The 18267-nt window shown below is 61.9% G+C and carries 10 protein-coding genes, 4 pseudogenes and 1 other annotated feature; of the genes and pseudogenes, 5 read left to right on the forward strand and 9 right to left on the reverse strand.

Features of this window, described 5'->3' with window-relative positions; translation table 11 throughout:
• Together ACTJLC_RS10765 and istA are read right to left on the reverse strand one after the other, a co-directional pair.
• A pseudogene (locus ACTJLC_RS10765) lies at positions 1–158 on the reverse strand (IS110 family transposase); the annotation flags it as partial.
• 106 nt (positions 159–264) lie between these two features.
• Positions 265–822, reverse strand: a pseudogene (gene istA / locus ACTJLC_RS10770) (IS21 family transposase); the annotation flags it as partial.
• A gap of 337 nt (positions 823–1159) precedes the next feature.
• Here istA and ACTJLC_RS10775 point away from each other — a divergent pair.
• Positions 1160–1351, forward strand: a pseudogene (locus ACTJLC_RS10775) (lipid II flippase family protein); the annotation flags it as partial.
• Positions 1352–1386: 35 nt separating this feature from the next.
• On the opposite strand, the pseudogene ACTJLC_RS10780 reads toward ACTJLC_RS10775, so the two are convergent.
• The 4 genes and pseudogenes from ACTJLC_RS10780 to ACTJLC_RS10795 form a co-directional block, all read right to left on the reverse strand.
• A pseudogene (locus tag ACTJLC_RS10780) lies at positions 1387–2619 on the reverse strand (IS3 family transposase).
• Positions 2223–2338: a sequence feature (AL1L pseudoknot), on the reverse strand. It overlaps the preceding pseudogene by 116 nt.
• Positions 2620–2642: 23 nt before the next feature.
• Complete coding sequence (locus ACTJLC_RS10785; RefSeq protein WP_440843834.1) at positions 2643–3866, reverse strand: IS110 family transposase; 1224 nt, start codon at positions 3864–3866, stop codon at positions 2643–2645.
• A gap of 686 nt (positions 3867–4552) precedes the next feature.
• A complete protein-coding gene (locus ACTJLC_RS10790; protein ID WP_440843836.1) occupies positions 4553–4939 on the reverse strand; it encodes a hypothetical protein in 387 nt (128 codons plus the stop codon).
• A 136-nt stretch (positions 4940–5075) separates the two neighbouring features.
• Entirely contained in the window at positions 5076–13682 is an 8607-nt protein-coding gene (locus ACTJLC_RS10795) for a GH36-type glycosyl hydrolase domain-containing protein (RefSeq protein WP_310136272.1), read from the reverse strand.
• Between the two features lie 934 nt (positions 13683–14616).
• On the opposite strand from ACTJLC_RS10795, the gene ACTJLC_RS10800 reads away from it, so the two are divergent.
• The 4 genes from ACTJLC_RS10800 to ACTJLC_RS10815 all read left to right on the forward strand — a co-directional run bounded on the left by ACTJLC_RS10800 (position 14617) and on the right by ACTJLC_RS10815 (position 16584).
• A complete protein-coding gene (locus ACTJLC_RS10800) occupies positions 14617–14874 on the forward strand; it encodes a hypothetical protein (RefSeq protein WP_310136274.1) in 258 nt (85 codons plus the stop codon).
• 611 nt (positions 14875–15485) lie between these two features.
• Positions 15486–15758 carry a hypothetical protein gene (locus ACTJLC_RS10805; protein ID WP_440843838.1) on the forward strand — a complete coding sequence of 91 codons (273 nt, stop codon included), beginning with the start codon at positions 15486–15488 and terminating at the stop codon, positions 15756–15758.
• 42 nt (positions 15759–15800) lie between these two features.
• Positions 15801–16214: a type II toxin-antitoxin system HicB family antitoxin gene (locus tag ACTJLC_RS10810; RefSeq protein ID WP_440843840.1), complete on the forward strand. Its 414-nt coding sequence runs from the start codon at positions 15801–15803 to the stop codon at positions 16212–16214.
• Positions 16215–16377: 163 nt separating this feature from the next.
• Positions 16378–16584: a hypothetical protein gene (locus tag ACTJLC_RS10815; protein WP_073432237.1), complete on the forward strand. Its 207-nt coding sequence runs from the start codon at positions 16378–16380 to the stop codon at positions 16582–16584.
• Between the two features lie 587 nt (positions 16585–17171).
• Here the strand turns inward: ACTJLC_RS10815 and ACTJLC_RS10820 are convergent.
• The 3 genes from ACTJLC_RS10820 to ACTJLC_RS10830 form a co-directional block, all read right to left on the reverse strand.
• Positions 17172–17378 carry a hypothetical protein gene (locus ACTJLC_RS10820; protein ID WP_029972085.1) on the reverse strand — a complete coding sequence of 69 codons (207 nt, stop codon included), beginning with the start codon at positions 17376–17378 and terminating at the stop codon, positions 17172–17174.
• Positions 17379–17435: 57 nt separating this feature from the next.
• Entirely contained in the window at positions 17436–17603 is a 168-nt protein-coding gene (locus ACTJLC_RS10825; RefSeq protein WP_167363317.1) for a hypothetical protein, read from the reverse strand.
• Between the two features lie 104 nt (positions 17604–17707).
• Positions 17708–17866: a hypothetical protein gene (locus ACTJLC_RS10830; protein ID WP_310134750.1), complete on the reverse strand. Its 159-nt coding sequence runs from the start codon at positions 17864–17866 to the stop codon at positions 17708–17710.
• Positions 17867–18267: the final 401 nt, after the last annotated feature.

Consider the following 18267-nt stretch of genomic DNA (forward strand, 5'->3'; position numbering starts at 1 on the left):
TCCATCCCGATAAGACATGGAGGAAGTGAGGCCACGACTTCGAGCAATCTGCTGCGGCGGACCTCCGGACGAACCAGTTCGGGCTTGCCGGTTGTCCCGACGCCATGCAGCGCAAAGACATTCTTGGCCAGATCAATTCCAAGCGTTACGATTGCCATGGACTTCCCCTTCGAGTGAGTTGATGGAGCGTGAGAACCCCATCGTGGCACCTTGATGCCGTCGCCCGCAACGGGCACCTGATTCGGGACGGGGAAGTCCCTTTCATTCATACAGCGCGCGGCGTGGCACACCGCCGAACCAGTCGAAACAGTTGGCGTGACACCTCAGCAAAGTCTCGAGCCGCATGTCGGAAACGAATTCGACATATGTCGCACGGCTATAGCCAAGAGTGGCCACGAATGCGAACAGATTCGCTCCTTTGCGCCTGCGGAACTCGACCCAGTCGACCTGCATCTGATCGCCTGCGGCAGTCGCGAATCGCACTAGAGGATCTGGCGCCGGTACAGGCCGTAATGTGGCAACGAACTTGCGCACGATTCTCTCGCCGCCGTCGAAACCCTTCGACTGAATCTCGCGCCACAGAACTGTCGCTGGTATCCAGTCCGGTGATGCCGCTGCGATCCTCGCGCGTAGGTAGGCCTCGAACGGTTTCAGTATCGACTCGCGCGGAGTCGCTGCGGGCCGAAACGTCGGCGCATCCTGCGACGACAGATACTTCCGTACCGTGTTGACTGAGCAGCCAACCTCACAAGCAATGGCACGCAGGCTCTTACCCTGCTTGTGCAATATCCTGATCTGCATGTATCCCTCGTACGAGATCATCGCCGCTCAAAGCGGCCATTATCCCTTCGTCGAGGTGTATCAATTCCTCAGTGCCGACGGTGTATCAATTTACAGGTGCCGATGACACACTCGCGCTGTCACCGTAATTCGTGACCCGCTACACCGAAGGCTTCAGCCATTTTGTTACCTCCACAGCTGCTCCGGTTGCTTCCGGCTGGAGCGGTTGCCGGGTGGGGCTTACACCCACTGGGAAAGCGCCGCCTTTGCACGGCGCACGCCAGTTTCGGACATTGGGTATCGGCCTTCAGTTTGGTAACAACAAAGGGAAACGGCGCTCCGGTAGACTTCAACTCTTGGCCAACCTCGTCGCGATCTTATGGACACCCAGCTTTTCATCATCTGCGGACTAACATTCGTAATCCACGTCATCGCGACGTTGGCCTACGCGGTACGGATCGCTGGCGTCCGCACGCGACGTATCGCTGTGTCATTCTCTCTGTTCGGGATCATCGCCCTTGTCTCCCGAACGGCGAACGCCTTTCAAGGGCCATTCATAGCTAAGCGCGTAGTGAACCGCCCCGGGAATCGTGGAGGCTGGTTGGTTTAAGTTGATGCGGATTCAGCGGCGGCTGTTTCAAGTTGCCGATAGTAGTTTGCCTCAGCTTCGGCGGGTGGGATATAGCCAAGCGGTTCCATCAACCGATGATGATTGAACCAGGCCACCCACTCCAGCGTTGCCAGTTCAACGGATTCCCGCCTTTTCCAGGTGCGGCGATGAATCGGTTCAGCCTTGTACAAGCCGTTGATCGTTTCAGCCAGGGCGTTGTCAATAGCTGTCGCCTCGGCTGCCGACCGACGGTTCGATGCCCGCTTCTGCCAGCCGTTCGCTGTAGCGAATGCTGACGTATTGGGACCCTCTGTCCGAATGGTGTATCAAGGTTCCGTCGTCGCCCGGGCGCCGCGCGTAAAGCGCCTGCTCAAGAGCATCCAGAACGAAGTCCGTAGTCATCGAGCTGCTGACTCGCCAGCCGACGATACGGCGAGCGAACACATCAATCACGAAGGCCACATACAGCCAGCCCTGCCACATCGAAACGTAGGAAGTCCGAAACCCAGAGCTGGTTCGGCCGTGCCGCCTCGATCTGGCGATTGACCCGATCCAGCGGGCGCGAGGCTACGGCATCAGGAACCGTCGTGCGAACACGCTTGCCTCGCATCACGCCGCGCAAACCCAGTTGCTTCATCAACCGTTCGACCGTGCAGCGCGCCACCGCGATACGCTCCCGGTTCATCTGCTTCCAGACTTTATCCGCGCCGTAGACCTGCATGTTGGCCTGCCACACACGCTCGATCTCCGGCCGCAGACGTTCATCGCGGATTGCGCGAACAGACCGCCGCGCCGGATCACGAAGCTGCGCGGCATGGCGTCGGTAGCCTGACGGGGCAATCCGCAAGACCTTGCAGATCGGCTCGACCCCGAAGGTGTCGCGATGCTGATCGATGAAGGCCTTCAGGACTTGAAACGGCGGTCGAGCTCCGCCTGGCGAAAAACGCGCTCGCGACCTTGAGAATCTCGTTGGCACGACGCACCTCCTTAACTTCGCGCTCCAAGGCCTTGAGGCGTTCGCGCTCGTCCGTGGTCACGCCATCGCGCTCACCGTGGTCGACCTGGTCGCGCTTGACCCACTCGTGCAGTGTCTGCGGTGTGCAGCCGATCATCGGCGCAATCGATTCGACCGCCGCCCACATCGACGGATGTTCGCTACGCTGCTCGCGCACCAGGCGCACTGCGCGCTCCCGGACTTCCGGGGAAAATTTCGTTACCTTCTTGTTCATAGCTCCATTCTGGTAAGAAGCCCTTATGACGGAGAAGCTGGCTGCACCGGATATCCAAGATCCGTGAGGCGTTTTAGCAATCGCTTGACGGTGTTCTGCATGTCATGCCGGGTGAAATAGTCTGCACCGAGATCTGCATATTCCACTCCATTACGAAGCATGTGCCACGCTGCCGTGAGCATTGATGCAGCCACTGCGATGATTGCCTTCTTTGAGCCGCGCCGCGCCTTGATGCGAGTAAACTGGGCGAACAGGTAGCTGTTCTTCGTACGTACTGCGGCCCATGCGGCAGTCACGAGTGCCGTCTTGAGCCATGTGCCGCTCTTGCGAACGCGCGTACTGCGGCGCTTACCGGCGCTCTCGTCATTGCGGGGACACAGTCCAGCCCACGATATGAGGTGAGCGGAATCGGGAAAGCGCATCATGTCGACGCCAATCTCGGCCACCTGGACCCGGGCGGTCAGGTCACCGACGCCGGGAATGGTTTTCAGCAGTTGAACGTGCTGCCGGATTGGCGTCAGCGCGAGTCCCACCGCCGCATCCAGATCAGTCAGCGCGTGCTCAAGGGCGTCGATGAGCTGCAAATGGAGCGCGAGCATCGTACGGTGATGGGACGTTATGCGTCCGCGCAATGCTTCGCGTAGTTCACCCGTCTTCTTGCGCGCGTGACCTTGCGCAAGTGCCGCGAGCAGCACCGGATTGTTCTCGCCCGAGATGATAGCCTTCAGGATCGCGCGCCCGCTGCCGCCAAGTACGTCAGAAAGGACGCTGCCCAGTTTGAGATTGGCATCCTCGAGCAGCTTCTGGATACGCAGACAATGCTGGGCGATCTCACGCGTCAGTTGTTTGCGTGTGCGTGTCAGATCACGTAACTCCTGGATCGCCGCAGGCGGAACGAAGCTTGAGCGGATCAGCCCATGTGCGAGCAGGTCCGCGATCCACGTCGCGTCATTCACATCGGTTTTACGGCCCGGCACGTTCCGGATATGCGCAGCGTTGCCCAGCACGAGTTCGAAGGAGCCCTCGAGCACGTGCCACACTGGTTTCCAGTAAACGCCGGTGGCTTCCATGGCCACGTGGGAACAGCCATGGGCGGCCAGCCAGTCCGACAGCGCCAGCAACCCCTTCGTGGTACTGCAGAAGCTCTGCACTTCATGATGCGCTGGCGCAGACACACAACGGACGCAGGCGACGATGATGTCCTTATGGATGTCCAGTCCTGCACAGCGCGGATAGAGTACCTGCATGCTGCCCTCCTGCAAGATAGAGAATGGCAGCGGCGACAACCCTCGTTATCGGATTCTGGTAAGCGTGCTCCGGCAGGGCAACATGTGCCCTCGGTCACAATTCGGGGTGCTCGCAGGGTTGCGGGTCCAACTCTCAAACGGGCTCAGTGCACCAGATAATGGGCCGACCTCGACCACCGCTGCCTCATGATCGTATTCCTTCCCAGATCCGCCTGCAGCAGTCGTGCGCTTCATCCTTCGGGGTCGGGCAAAAACCCGATGAATCACTCTCAAGAGTTGGAGCCTCCACAAAATCCGGGGCGATTCATCGAGCGCTTCTGTCAACTCATAGTCAGCCGCGTCGGACACACCCCCTAATACACAGCTTTCGCCGTGGAATGTCTCGCCTTAGGTGGTTATCCGGCCCAGTGCGGCCATGAAGCGTCATTCGCCCGCACCGTCGCTCGGACATTCAGACGTCGTTTTCCACCCAGGAAGCGGCCATTCAATTCGCGATGGTGAACGTTGCTTGATCGGTCGAAACGGCCGTTCGCATACCGGTCGCTTTTGCCACGGACGTCGGCTTTGGAGAAAATCGCGCGGCCTGTCGATCGCCAAAACGTCGCCGTCGCAAGCAGTCCCTCATCACATCGCAGACGTCAAGGTCGTTATCCAGAAAGCCCGATTATTCAATGACGGACAATGCGCTAGCATGCCTCGAAGCGCTGCCATTTGAATGATTCGCTCAAGACGTGCACTACCAGGCCATCAACCGGAATTGAGTCAACCGAGCCGCACCACGCGGCAGGATACGCCTGCTGCAGCTTCCCAACGGCATACAAGGCCGCCCAGACCTCGTGGGTCATCTGTGCTTTTCGCCGCAGCACTTCGCTGGCGTACAGGCGTTTAACATCGCATCCATACCGCACGAGTCCGCCGCTCGCCACGTAAGTTTCACGCATCGTCAGGCGGCGCACCGATTGCCCGGTCTCATGGCACTCGTCGCCGGCGGTTTGCTCCCAATGCTGATTTCGCGAAAACCACAGCACAGGCGTTCCGGTCGACTCGGCCCCGATGCCGCCGGGGATGAGCATCCCGCTTTGCGCTGATCTGCCGGAACTTTTGTCCCGTGGTGTAGTGCCATGCCAACATCGTTTGCTCCGGTCGGATTTGCCTGTCATTACCACTATTCGTCTCCTGTTTTCCTTTCGGAGAACGATGCGTGCTTCGTCACGCGACCTGCGCGCCCGAGTTCACGTCTTCCCTTACGCGGAGACAAAGCGAAATCAGGAGCTTGTGCGAGCCGGCATCGAGCGACACGCGCACCCGTCCATCACCACATTCGAGACTCGCGCCGTCGAGCACCGCGCGCGTCACATCGAGCTCGTCAGCGGATTCGACGTGAATCTCATACCGCGTCGAATCCAGCGTCACCGTTGCTTCAAACCCCGGCCACGTGTCCGGAATACAAGGATCGATCACAAGAAAACCGCCCTCGCGACAAATCCCGAGAATGCCCTCGACACCCGCCCGGTACATCCATCCAGCGGATCCCGTGTACCAGGTCCAGCCACCGCGCCCGGCATGCGGCGCCACGGAATAGACATCGGCGGCGACGACATAGGGCTCGACCTTGTAGCGGTCGACTTCCGTCGGCGTGCGCGCATGATTGACGGGGTTAAGCAGTGAAAACAGCGCGGCGGCCTTGTTGCCTTCGCGCATTTTGGTGAACGCCAGGATCGCCCACATCGCCGCGTGGCTATACTGCCCGCCGTTTTCACGCAACCCCGGCGGATAGCCCTTGATATAGCCTGGATCGTGAGACGTTTTATCGAACGGCGGCGTGAACAGCAAAGCGAGCCCGTCGTCGCGACGGATAAGGTGCTTTTCCAGCGACGTCATCGCCAGCGCCGCACGCGCGGGATCTGCTGCGCCCGACAGCACCGCCCACGACTGTGCGATCGAATCTATTTGACATTCGTCACTGTCTTGCGAGCCAAGCCACGTGCCGTCATCAAACGTCGCCCGGCGATACCATTCGCCGTCCCATGCTTCACGCTCCAGCGCCTCACGCACCGAGGCCGCATGAGCGCGCCAGCGTGCGGCGCGCGCGACAGAACCCGCATCGCGCGATTCAGCCAGCGGGGCGAACAACGCAATAGTCCGCAATAGGAGCCAGCCGAGCCACACGCTTTCCCCTTTGCCGTGCGCGCCGACGCGGTTCATCCCGTCGTTCCAGTCGCCCGTGCCGATCAAAGGCAAGCCGTGCTCACCGGTCAGTTCGATGCATTGATCCAAACCGCGCGCGCAATGTTCGAACAGCGACGCTGATTCATCCGCGACCATCGGCTGGAAGAACGCATCGTGCTCGCCAGGTCGCAGTGGCGGCCCATCGAGAAACGGCACGATCTCGTCGAGAATCGCGACGTCACCCGCGCAGCCAATGTACGTCGCCGTTGCGAACGCGAGCCACACGCGGTCATCGGCAATCCGCGTGCGCACGCCTTGCCCCGACTGAGGCAACCACCAGTGCTGGAAATCGCCTTCGATGAACTGCCGCGCCGCAGTGCGCAACAAATGCCGCCGGGCCTCGTCCGGCTGCGCCAGCGTCAACGCCATGCCGTCCTGCAACTGATCGCGAAAGCCATACGCGCCGCTCGCCTGATAGAACGCCGAGCGTGCCCAGACGCGACATGCGAGCGTCTGATACAGCAGCCAGCCGTTTAGCATCAGATCCATCGCGCGGTCGGGGGTCTTCACCTGGACGGTGCCGAGCATGTTCTGCCACTGGGTCGTCACCTCGCCGAGGACGGCGTCGAGGTCGGCCTTGCGATAACGCTCGATCAATGCGCGCGCCTGTTCGACGCACGCGCATTGCCCCACGAACGACACGACTTCGACGGTCTCGCCCACGCCCAGCTCAATCACGCGCTGCAACGCCGCGCATGGATCGAGGCCCGCGCCGGTTGCGCCAGACAGCGGCGCGTTGCCGCTCAGCGCGGCGGGTCCCGCAGTCCGCCCGTTGCGGCCGAGAAATTCGGTGCGGTCGGCCGTCCACGAGGTCTGCCGGCCGCCCAGGTCGGCGAACGCGACTCGCCCCGCGAACCCCATGCTCCACGGATTGCGCGCCAGCATCGCGCCGGTAGCGGAGTCGATTTCCGTCACGATGAAGGGTCCCGACGCGCCGCGCGATGTGCCAAGCACCCATTCCATCCACGTCGTCACGGACAGACGGCGCGGCATGCCGGACAGATTGCGCAACGTCAGCCTGGAAATCTTCAGCGGATCGGCGAGCGGCACGTATTGCAGCAGGTCGAGCGCGATGCCATTCGCCTCGTGTTCGAAGCGGCTATAGCCATGCCCGTGACGCGCCACATACGTCCCGCCGTCGCGGATTGGCAACGCGGTGGCGCCCCATACCTCGCCAGTGACTTCGTCGCGCACATAGATGGCTTCGCCGGCCGGGTCTTCGACGGGGTCGTTCGACCACGGCGTGAGTTGATTCTCGCGGCTGTTTTCGGCCCAGGTGTAGCCACTGCCTTCCGCCGCGACCTGAAAGCCGAAGCCCGAGTTCGCGATCACGTTGATCCACGGCGCGGGCGTGGTCGCGCCCGCCGCGAGGACGCTCACGTATTCCCGGCCGTCTTTATCGAAGCCGCCCAGACCGTTGAAGAACTCGAGCCTCGACGCAACCGGCGAAAGCGCGCGAGGCGGACGAGGCGCCGCGGGCCATGGCGACGACATCGGCGGCTTCTGCCGGCGTAACGCCAATGGCTCTCCCGGCGACTGCGGCAAGCGCGCGAGCTGGTCGGCGATCGAACCGCGGCGCGCGATCAACGCGACACGCGCGACCGATTGCAGCAGCGCCCGCGCCTCCACGCTCATCAAATCGGCGCGCAGCGTAAAGACCGCCCCTTGCGCGAGCTCTTCGCCGATACGCGGCCGCAACTGGCTGCTGCGCACGGCTGTTTCGATCGCACCCTGCAACTCCTGGATATAGGACGAAGCCCGTTCGTTGACGATGACGAGATCGACGTCCAGCCGCTTCATCCGCCAGTACTCGTGCGCCCTCAATAGTTGCCGGACTTGCGCGATGTCCTCGACGTCATCGATACGCAGCAGCACGATCGGCAGGTCGCCCGAGATCGCGTGCGGCCAGAGTCCGGACTGAGGACCTGCCCCGCGCACGATCGTGTCCGAGGGCGCCCTGAAACGCGCATCGGCGTAAATGACGGGCGCGGCGAGGCGCTGAAAATCCGCAGCCTCGTCGGCTTCGACATCGAGATGACGCAACTGCACCTGAGCCTGCGTCCAGGCTAGCGTTTTGGCGCGGTCGAACGCGTTGCGGTCATGGTGTTTGTCGACCAGATCGAGCAACAGCGCTCGCGACTCGGCCACTACTGTCCAGAACGTCACGCGCGCGACCTTGCCCGGCGGCACGAGCACGCGATATCTGAGCGCAAAAACCGGGTCGAGTACGGTCCCGGCGGTGTTGGTCAAGGGCTGGTCGTCGAAGATCGCGGCCGCCGTGCCGGCGTTGCGCCCGCGCCCCAGAAAGCGCGCGCGATCCGATTCGTATTGCGGATCGGCGACAATCTCGCCGTCGACAACCGCGAAATGCGCGGCCCACAGCTGTCTTTCCTCGTGCGAACGCAGACGGCGCGTGGCCACCAGCGCGCCGAATTCCGCAAGGTGCTCGGTCTGGACAAACATCCGCGAGAACGCCGGATGCGCGTTGTCGGCAGCGGGCGTCGCGAGCACGATTTCCGCATAGGATGTCAGTTCGATCTCGCGCGCACGGCGTCCACTGTTGGCCAACGAGACGCGGCGCACTTCACCGTCTGCTTCACCAGAAACCAGTACGTCCATCGTCGTTGTCAACGAGCCGTCGCGGCGGATGAATTCTGCATGGTCCTCGCCGAACACAACCTCTTCGTAATCGGCAGCGCTATCAGCCGGCTTTGCGCCTGCCGACCACACGTGGCCGCTCTGCGTGTCGCGCAGGAAGATGAAAGAACCCCAATCGTCGCGGGTTGCGTCTTCGCGCCAGCGCGTCACGGCGAGATCGCGCCAACGGCTGTAGCCGGCGCCGGTCGCAGTCAGCATGACGGCGTAGCGTCCATTCGACAGCAGGTGTGTCACGGGCGCCGCGCCGGCAACGGCCGACGCTGTGAGCCGCCGTACGGTCGGCGGCACGACGCCGGCGACCGTTGCTGACGTTTTCACTTCTTCGGCACGGGGATGCGCGACGGCGACATTGCGCGGCATACGCTCCTGCAGCAACAGTTCGCTGGCCTGGATCATGGGTTCGCGATGAAAACGGGTCCGCATCTGCGCGTCGAGCAACGTGTTCGCGATCGACACGATCGTCATGCCCTGATGATGGGCCATGAAATTGCGCACGATCGCAACATCCTCGTTCTCAGGTAGCCGCGAGCGGGTGAAATCGAGTGCTTCGTAGAAACCATAGCGACCCAGCGCGCCGAGCGCGGCGAGTCGTGCGTAGTTCTCTCGCGCGGCTAGTGGGTCCACCATCGCGGCTAGCCCCGTTGCATAGGGTGCGATCACGTGGTTCTCCGAAAGCCCCCGCTTGAGGCCAAGGCCCGGCACGCCGAAATTCGAATACTGGTAGGTAAATTCGATGTCGCGAGCGTTGTACGCCGATTCCGAAATGCCCCACGGGATGCCGAGCGAACGCCCATACGCGGCTTGCCGTTCCACCACCAGACGGCTTGTCTGCTCGAGCAGGCTGCCGACCGGCGCGCGCATCACCAGTGACGGCATCAAATATTCGAACATCGACCCCGACCACGAGATCAGCGCCGAGCCGTCACCGACCGGCGTTGCAGCGCGACCGAGGCGGAACCAGTGGCGCGTCGTCACGTCGCCTTTCGCGATGGCGAACAGGCTTGCGAGACGCGCTTCGGACGCCAGCAGGTCATAGCAGTTCACGTCCAGGCTGTTGTCGGATTGGGAATAGCCGATCGAGAGCAGCTTGCGTTCCGGATCGAGCAGGAACGCGAAGTCCATCTCGAGCGCCATCGCCCGCGACGTATCGGCGAGCGACTTCAGGCGTGCCTGCAAAAGATCTGGTGCCTCGGCGAGTTGTTGCCGGTCGCGGGCATGTTCGACCAGGCTTTTGCTCAACGCGTCGATCCAGAACATCAGGTCGGCAGAACTATCGCCGCCGCCGGCGGGCACGAGTTCACGCGCTGCCTTCGCGGCCTTTTCGGTCAGCCGCGTGAGCGATGGCGACAGCGCTTCGAACGCCTGCGGGCCGTGCAACTGCTTGCTGATCTCTTCGAGGATCGCAACCAGTTGCCTTCCCTGTTCACCGCCTGCGGCGGGCAGCGTGTCGATGGCTTCACGCGCGAGTTGCAGGTTATCCATCAATCCGGGCCGCGCGGCCGGTGCGAGCAATTCATGCGGCCACTCCTCGCACGCGTTGGCGAGAACGATCAGATGACCGGCCAGATTCCCGCTATCGACCGACGAAACATACGCCGGTGCCAGCACCTGGAGATCGAGCGTCCCGTACCAGTTATAGAAATGCCCCTTGAAACGCGTGAGCTTGTGCATCGAAGCGAACGCCGCTTCGAGCCGTTCGACGGTCTCCGTCGTCCCCGCCCAGCCAAAATCCCGCGCAGCAACCGCCGACAGCAGATAGAGCCCGAGGTTGGTCGGCGAGGTGCGGTGTGCGACGACCGGCTTCGGATCTTCCTGGAAGTTATCGGGCGGCAGCATATTCTCTGCGGGCGTAACGAAGGTCTCGAAGAAACGCCACGTGCGTCGCGCGATCAGGCGAAGGCTGCGCGCGTCCGGCTCCGCCATCGCGAAACCACGAGCGACGGGCGGCGACCGGCTCGACCACAGCGCGAGCGCCGGCGCGGCGAGCCATAACAGCGCAAACGGCAGCACGAGCGGCCAGTGCGACGGTGCGAATGCGATCGCACCGGCCGGCACTACGAGGCCGAGTGCGACACCGCCTGTCATCTGCCGATAAAAGCCGCGCAGATCGAGACGAGGGCTGCCCTTCGACTGCGCAGCGGTGGTCCATTCGAGCAGCCGGCGATGGGTCACGAACAGCCGTATCAGCGTCCGGACGATCGCATCGCCCATGCGCCACGCCTGGTCGGCGAGGAACGCGGTCGACAGAACTGTTTGCAAGACGGCGAGCCGCACATCGGCGGCCAGCACGTCCAGATGATTGCGTAGATGGATGCCGCTGCGGCGCGGCACGATCGCGAACAGCGTCGGCAGGAAAGCGGGAATCGCAAGCGCGCCGAGCGCCAGCAGCGCGCCTGCCATCCCGGCGCGGATCGGCATCAGCCAGCATAGGCCGAGCGCGGCGACCATGAAGGGGGCGAGCAGCGAGCGGCGCAAATTGTCGAGCATCTTGAAGCGGCCGATTGACGGCATTGCGTGTCGGTCCCGGCCGCGATAGCCGACGATCCACGGCAGCAATTGCCAGTCGCCACGCGTCCAGCGATGCTGCCGCTTGCCAACGACGTCGTAACGCGACGGCACTTCCTCGACCACCTCGACATCCGACGCGAGTCCGGCGCGCGCAAAAATCCCTTCGAACAGATCGTGACTGAGCAGCGCGTTTTCCGGCACGCGTCCACGCAAAGCCGCTTCAAATGCGTCGACGTCGTAAATGCCCTTGCCGGTATACGACCCTTCGCCGAACAGGTCCTGATAGATATCGGACACCGCCGCCGCATACGGGTCCATCCCACCGGGGCCGGAGAAGACGCGCTGATGCAGCGACCCTTCCTGGCCGACGGGCAGCGACGGCGTGACACGCGGTTGCAGGATCGCGTATCCGTTGACGACGCGTTGATCGGCGTCGCTAAATGTCGGCCGGTTCAGCGGATGCGCCATCTTGCCGATCAGCCGCAGCGCGGCGTCGCGTGGCAGACGCGTATCGGCGTCGAGTGTGATGACGTAGCGCACGTCGGGCGGCACCTGCGGTGCACGGCCGGCGATCGACATAAAGGTCGTATCCGTCGCACCGCGCAGCAGGCGGTTGAGTTCGTGCAGCTTGCCGCGCTTGCGTTCCCAGCCCATCCATTTGTTTTCGCTCGCGTTGAACACGCGCCGGCGATGTAGCAGCAGGAAACGGCTGCCGCCTGGGCTTGGCTCGTAACGGTGGTTCAGTGCATCGATGGCGTCGGCGGCCACGGCGAGCAGATGCGCATCGCCGGGCAGCACTTCCTGATCCGCATCGAGCCCGTCCGCCAGCAACGCGAAGGACAGGTCGCCACCGGCTCCCGCGAGGTGATGCACCTCAAGACGTTCGACCTGCTCGCGCAGATCGGCTTCGCTCGTCAGAAGCGTCGGCACGGCAACCAGTGTGCGCAATGACGACGGCACGCCGGCAGTCAGTTCGAGAGCCGGCAACGTGATTGCGCCGAAACTCCATGTCACCGCGCGATTGATGAGCGCGGTCGCAACCTCGGTGACGGGCAGGAATCCGCATACCGCAAACAGCACGAGCACCCAGGCTTCGGGACCGCGCGGCGCCTGCGTGCACAGTACCCACAACACGAGCGCGAGTAACGTCAGGGCGAGCGTCAGGATCGTGCCGACGTAGCCGCCGATGCCGAGGCGGACGTTGAACCGCGTGATCCGCAGACGCGCTGGCGGACGGAATCCGATCGCGTGCTCCAGCGCCCGCCGGCCCTCGGCGATCAGGTGATAGCCGGGGTCGCCGGCGCGTTCCGCATGCGCTCCATCGCCTGCTTCCAGCGCTGCCGCCAGCGCCGATTCCAGTGCTAACCCGGCGACTTCGAGTTCGGTGAAAGACGAGCCGCGCGCCAGCTGCTCTATCGCGCTGCGATACAGGTTGCGCGTCGGAAAATCCATCGTGGCAAAGCTGCTGTCCGCGCGCAACCGCGCGTCGACAAGACTCACGCTCTCGAACAGTTCCGTCCAGTCGATGTCGGAAATCAGCCGCATGCTGGTGATCACATTGCGCACGGTGACGTTCGACGCACCCAGTCGCTGCTGCGCGTGTTGCACGACTTCATCGACGGAAGCGCCCTGAAGCTTGAGCCGCTCTTCCAGCCAGCCAAGTGCCGGCGTGGTACGCGGATCCTGGTCGCGCAACCGCTTTACAAGCTGTGCCGCGAACAGCTCCGACAACAGGCCTGAGGAGCGCGTAGAAATGTCCGCCTCGAGCGCCGACCGGGCGCTGCCGGATGCGAGCAGACGGTCGGTGAGCGCATCCGCGTCGGCGCGTGCGCTACGGCCTGCGGTGATCTGGTCAGTCAGGCGTCGCAGGTTCTCGATCAGCACGATGCGCAACGTGATCGCCACAGCCCACAATTCGCCGATTGTCAGCGGCTGAACCCGTTGATACGCGCTGATGAAACGCCGCAGGATCTGCGGATCGAAGTGACTGTCGGTATGCGCAACGAACGCCCACGAGAGACCGAATACGCGCGGATACCCGGCGAACGGACCTGCGGCAAGCTTGGGCAACTGACGGTAGTAGCCGGGCGGCAAGTCGTCGCGAATCTCGCGGATCTGCTCCTCGACGAGGTGATAGTTGTCGAGCAGCCATTCCGCGGCGGGCACCACCCCGCGGCCGCCCTCCAGTTCCTCGGCGCTCGCCCGGTAGGCCGCGAGCAGGACTGCGGCGTTATCGTTCAGTCTCGTGTGCAGCGATAAAACAGCAGGCGGTGTCTTCGTGACCGGTTGCGCGGCAGCGAGGCTCTCCGCGTGTTGCTCGAGCCGTTCGACGCCGAACAGCTCTTCGCGCACCGGCGCGGTGTCAGTCCACGGCGGCGACGGCGAGCGATGTCGCGCGACATATCGAAGGATCGTTTTCAACGGCGCACTTCCTGCGGTGTCGATGAGTTCGGTGGCGTGGACTGGTCGCGGTGGCGTGTCATGCTAGCGGCGCGCACAGGGTTTGCCATCGTAATAGCGACCGACGGCTCATCGAGTTGGGACATGATCGGATCTTCCTTCGGGGAGGCCACACCACACGTGTCGCGTGCATGCACGCCTGCGAGATGTGGCTTGATTCACGGTGCGGGTGGACACGCGAGGAACCGTCAGGACGACAAAGCAGGGATACAGCTTCTGCGGACACGGTCGGCGATGACTCGCCCCCGCGCAAAACGGTAGCTGCCGTCGAGGGGCACGCTAAATTTGTCAGATGCGCTTCGATCAAACCGGTGCGGCAATCAGTGAGGGACATGAGCACGTGCGCACAGCCCTGTCGACGCAGCTTCCGGCTGAACATACGGAAAGCGTGGAGCAGAAAGGACACGGATCCGTGTCCCAGGCGCCTGCTATTTCTTCTTGGCCGGTGCGCTGCCTGCGGTGGTCTTCGGCGCGAGCGCTGGGGACACGCCAACCGCAGGAGACATCACCTTTTTGGGTTGTTTGGGCTTTTTAACTTCGCGATTACCGCGCATCGTGCTCTTCGCCAATATGTTTCTCCAGATTTGCCCGTCGCGAAAGCGACGGCCATGTCGCCCAGTGTGAGCGCATCTGGCGACCGTGTCGCGATTTTTATTTTTCGAGTGCCGTGTAGACATGTTCTGGACGAGCCGGCCAACTCAACGGCGACGAATATAGCGTATGCTGCCGTCGTGCAGTCTCTTGTTCACGACGGCCGCTGCGTGGCTTCCCGATTTTCGGCATTCCAGACTATTTCCTTCTCTCCGGCCCGGCCAACACGACTGACGTAACGAACCGGGTTGTCCCCTGAACTGCTGCCTTGCAGGCCGGCCCATGGCGTTACGTTGAGGTAATCATGCTTTTACGCAAACAAGGCCATGTGGTGAGCTTGCCAGCTGCTCCATGCATACCGCATCGAAATTTTGATGGAGAAGCCCGCCATCGCCTGATCGTCTGGATTCGCCGGCGCATGGCCGAATATGGAATAAGCGCCGGAAATCTTCCCGCTGCCATCGAAACGGATAAACCGCTGACGCCCCTTTATCGAGACCACAAAGGCAACGAATGGAACAGTGAGGCCGATATGCTGTCCCCGAGAAGCCGGCTTGGATGACCGGACCACTCAGTTACCCGCCGTTGAACCCCTGACAGTGCGACTGGCGGCAGTGGGTCGGGTCGGGAAGTTCGAAGTTCGACCACGTCCACCGCCGTTCGGACTGACGGCGTTCTTCCGGGTTCGTCGATTAACGGCCCTTCAAAAATCCGGCGACGTGGCATTTGACCCGCGCAGTTACGCGGCTGTGACAGATACAGGCGAAGACCTGCATAACCAACAGGACGCGACAGCCCCCTTTTTCGCGCGGACGCTGCCTTTAACGCGATACGCTCTGCAATCGGCTGGGTGATGCAGGCTCAGGGCATGAAGCAGGAATCCGTCAAGCTCGCGCCGGCACTCGGACGCCGGGTACCGCGGTACCCGACATTGCGTAGGTGATAGCGATGCGCGGCTCGCGTGCAAGCACGGAAACGATGCCCTGCATGAGCAGGTCGTCCCGGCGATGCCGGCACGACGCAAGCTTTCCCTTTCACCACGTCAAGATTTAGTTTGCTTTTCGACGGCCTTGAGCGCATGGTGAAAAGATCCAGATGTACCTGACCGCCCTTTTTCACATCCGGACAGGTATCGGTTCATGACGGTCAGTATCGCTTGAGGAGCGCGCGATCATGACCATCCCCGCTATCGAATACAGAGGGTACGAGCTACGTGCGTACTCTCACCAGGTATTCCCCTTGCATCGTGATCCGTATGCCAAAGGACCACGGCAGTTCTCATCGTTCGTACGGATCGACACCATTCCGTCCAGCGAAGTCAAGGTTCGGCGCTATGCAACGTTGTTCGACGCGGTAAGTCCCGCCACCGTGGGCGCCGCCATCGACCTCGCGATGCAATACGGCAAAGACATCGTCGATGGCAAGGTTGAGGCGACCGAACTATGACATACCGAATGCGAGTCAGCCCGCAACTGAGGGGAGCAGGTCATGCAATATCCGCTTTATGTGCACCGTGATGGAGTTGCCGGCTTTCGCGCCAGTTTTCCCGATCTTCCCCGAGCAGTTGCGCACGGCCATTCGTTCGATGAACTGAAACGCAACGCGCAAGCCGTTGTCGAACTGATGTATGACCGCAGCGAGCAACTCATACCCGCTCCCACCCGCAGTACATCGGAATTGCAATCGCTCGACATGGACGATGGGCAAGGGATCTGGATGTTCATCGAGATCAATCTGACGCGGGTTACCTCGAAAGCCGTGAGCGTTCAATTCAGTCTGCCCGAGAGTCTGCTGCAGAGAGTAGATGCTGCAACAAAAGAGCGACACTCGACGCGCTCTACGTTCTTTACGCTGGCTGCTGTACACGAACTTGGAAACCGGGGCGAAGGGCAATTGTCCTAGACGCCGGTTTTCCGGTGGGTGTTCGCGGACGGCTTACATCGCGCGCCACGACCGCGTCAGCATTCAAAACCCGACCTTACGATGTGTCGCGTCGTCCCGGTTATCGGGGGCGACGCCAACCGCCCGTTGGCGAATCAATTTTTTTCCATAGCAGGAGTGCATCATGATTGATGACCAGGTAAATGCCGAAGAACTGGCAGAAAGCAGGAAACAGAGAGAGGCCGCGGCGAATGCGACGGATGATGGCATGCCGGTGGCCCCCGAAGATGAAAAGCGGGTCGTCGACGGGACTCAATACAGAGGGCCGAAGCAATGGGTCAGGCACGCAAGGAAATTGCTGGGTGCTGGAAGCGGCTTTATGCGACCTTGAACGTCAGCGACTCATTAGGAAGATACTGTTCCGCCCTGAGCGGCGGAAGTGGAAGAACCGGCGAAGCGTCGGTTTTTTTGCGGTGGCGCGGCATCGTCCCGGTAGGAGGACCATTGATGGCGCGCTACCAATTCGAAGGAGACCTGACGCATCTCGAACGGATCATTCCGTTACTTGTGCACGGAAATCCCCTCGCGCTAGCGTACTGGCGGCGTCGCGTTTCGTCGCTATCGCCGCAGCAGAGTCTGCTTCCCGACGGAACCAGGCGCGTAACCCGACTGCTTAACGTATTCGATGAAGTCGAGCGCGCATTGATATCAGGCAAGGCCACCGCCCGACGGTCACCGGGATGAACCGTGACGAGTTTACGTCTCGGTCACAGGGTCTTCAAATCCGGCAACAGGCGCTCGACTTCCCGCTTCATCAAGGTGCAGCACGCAGACATGCCTGAGGTAGCGGGAGGCTGCGGTGACGCCTCTCAAGACCGCGTAGACGGGTGGGTCCAATGGTGCCGGAGTGGCGGAATGGGGCCTGCTCACGATGGCGGGCGAAGAGAATTTCCGCCTGCATCGCATCGACGAGGCCTATCACTCCTTTCCCCCACCGTTGATCCCGCTTCCACTTCGCCATACCTGCTTTCCCCGCTCGGAGAGCTCGCCGCAACTATGCTCCGCGTCGGCCTCCGTCCCTTCTATCGCCATTTCGCCGCCGGCCTGTTCCTGTGCCTTTTGCTTCTGCCTGTGCCGCGCTGCCACGGCTTCATCGTGCGACCTGCCTGCGTAATTCATGGTCATTTCGCCAACTCCTCCAAAAAGTATTCCTTGCAACCTGGCAATCTGCCCCAGCGCGTGTCATTTCTGGAGCGACAATCCCAATTGCTTGCGTAGCCTGTCCAATACATGGTGTTCACCCATCCAACGGATCTCCCGCTTGCGCAGAAGGCTGCGCCTGTACCGCTGCAGCGACACGCCGAACATCAGCGCCAGCCCGACCGCGATTCCCCACATTGCGTACGTCATATCATCCTTTTCAATCTGTTCTCGCTTTACATCAGGCGACAGACCGCACGATAGAGAAATAGCACGCGCGCACCCCAGCGTTTCCAAAAATCATGTTGAATCACTCAGTGCTTATGGCGCAGCCAGTCCTTGATCGGATGCGCGTCTAGCCAACGGGTAACCGGCTCGTCCTTGTGTTCTCGCCTGTATCGTGCCGCTGCGAATATCGCGACGCATAGCAGCACCACGATCCCCACGACAAAACTGATCATTGACTGGCTCATGGCAACCCCCTTTGAGGTCAAATGCATGCTTATATTTTAGGTGACCAGAGAAATAGCAGGAGCCATCTTCGTTCAACGCTCCTTGTTTCGCGCGAACCTCGCAGCTGCATAGTGCGAGACAGGCTTTCTCGACCGTCGCCGTCAGGCGAACTCGCCCGCGGGAGATCCACGTCAGAAACAATCTGGAGACGGTGGCGAGCCGGCACATGCCCGGGCGCTGCACCATCCGGGCCAGCGTGGATCTTCGGTACGAGTCTTATTGCAGGCGGGACGTTGGCCAACTACGGCGTCGAATCCATGCTCGCTTCGCAATCCCGCCGGAACGATGGCACGAATGACCGCTGCACCTCGGACGCTGCCGTTGAGCTGGCGCCTGGACGAAAGGCCGACTCGGGCTACCT

The sequence above is a fragment of the Paraburkholderia sp. 22099 genome, assembly GCF_052045835.1.
GTDB lineage: Bacteria > Pseudomonadota > Gammaproteobacteria > Burkholderiales > Burkholderiaceae > Paraburkholderia > Paraburkholderia terricola.

Coding starts and splice junctions, on each gene's coding strand:
- ACTJLC_RS10785 (WP_440843834.1), bottom strand. CDS start 3,866: ATGCAGGTACTCTATCCGCGCTGTGCAGGACTGGACATCCATAAGGAC.
- ACTJLC_RS10790 (WP_440843836.1), bottom strand. CDS start 4,939: ATGCTCATCCCCGGCGGCATCGGGGCCGAGTCGACCGGAACGCCTGTG.
- ACTJLC_RS10800 (WP_310136274.1), top strand. CDS start 14,617: ATGCTTTTACGCAAACAAGGCCATGTGGTGAGCTTGCCAGCTGCTCCA.
- ACTJLC_RS10805 (WP_440843838.1), top strand. CDS start 15,486: ATGACCATCCCCGCTATCGAATACAGAGGGTACGAGCTACGTGCGTAC.
- ACTJLC_RS10810 (WP_440843840.1), top strand. CDS start 15,801: ATGCAATATCCGCTTTATGTGCACCGTGATGGAGTTGCCGGCTTTCGC.
- ACTJLC_RS10815 (WP_073432237.1), top strand. CDS start 16,378: ATGATTGATGACCAGGTAAATGCCGAAGAACTGGCAGAAAGCAGGAAA.
- ACTJLC_RS10820 (WP_029972085.1), bottom strand. CDS start 17,378: ATGACCATGAATTACGCAGGCAGGTCGCACGATGAAGCCGTGGCAGCG.
- ACTJLC_RS10825 (WP_167363317.1), bottom strand. CDS start 17,603: ATGACGTACGCAATGTGGGGAATCGCGGTCGGGCTGGCGCTGATGTTC.
- ACTJLC_RS10830 (WP_310134750.1), bottom strand. CDS start 17,866: ATGAGCCAGTCAATGATCAGTTTTGTCGTGGGGATCGTGGTGCTGCTA.